At 31.8% G+C, this 340-nt stretch carries 1 protein-coding gene; it reads left to right on the forward strand.

Annotated elements, in window-relative coordinates:
* The coding region (locus tag AVL50_RS33370) for a hypothetical protein (RefSeq protein WP_172826862.1) at positions 1–340 on the forward strand (340 nt) is incomplete at both ends.

The following is a 340-nucleotide window of genomic DNA, read 5'->3' on the forward strand; positions in this document are numbered from 1 at the left end:
ATCAAAACGTAAGTGAAGAGTTAAAAAATATTGATACTGACTTTATACTAATAGCAGAAAGTACATTCAAACCACAATATATAGAAAACTTATTCCCAATTCTGGATCAAACATTTGTTGAAGATCCTTTAGAATACCTAGGCTGTCAAGTACACGAAGAAGAAAAAGCAGAAGATATTATTACAACATATGTTACCTCCCTTCTTCATGACAAGGAGTCTTTCAAAAAGGCTAGCCAGAATTTGAATCAGATGCTTAATGACACCTTTTGTATAGCTAATGATGATTACGTTTATACAGCTGTTGGATTTGATGTAACATGCTTCTTAGAGTTAATTTA

Source organism: Flammeovirga sp. SJP92 (genome assembly GCF_001583495.1).
Lineage (GTDB): Bacteria > Bacteroidota > Bacteroidia > Cytophagales > Flammeovirgaceae > Flammeovirga.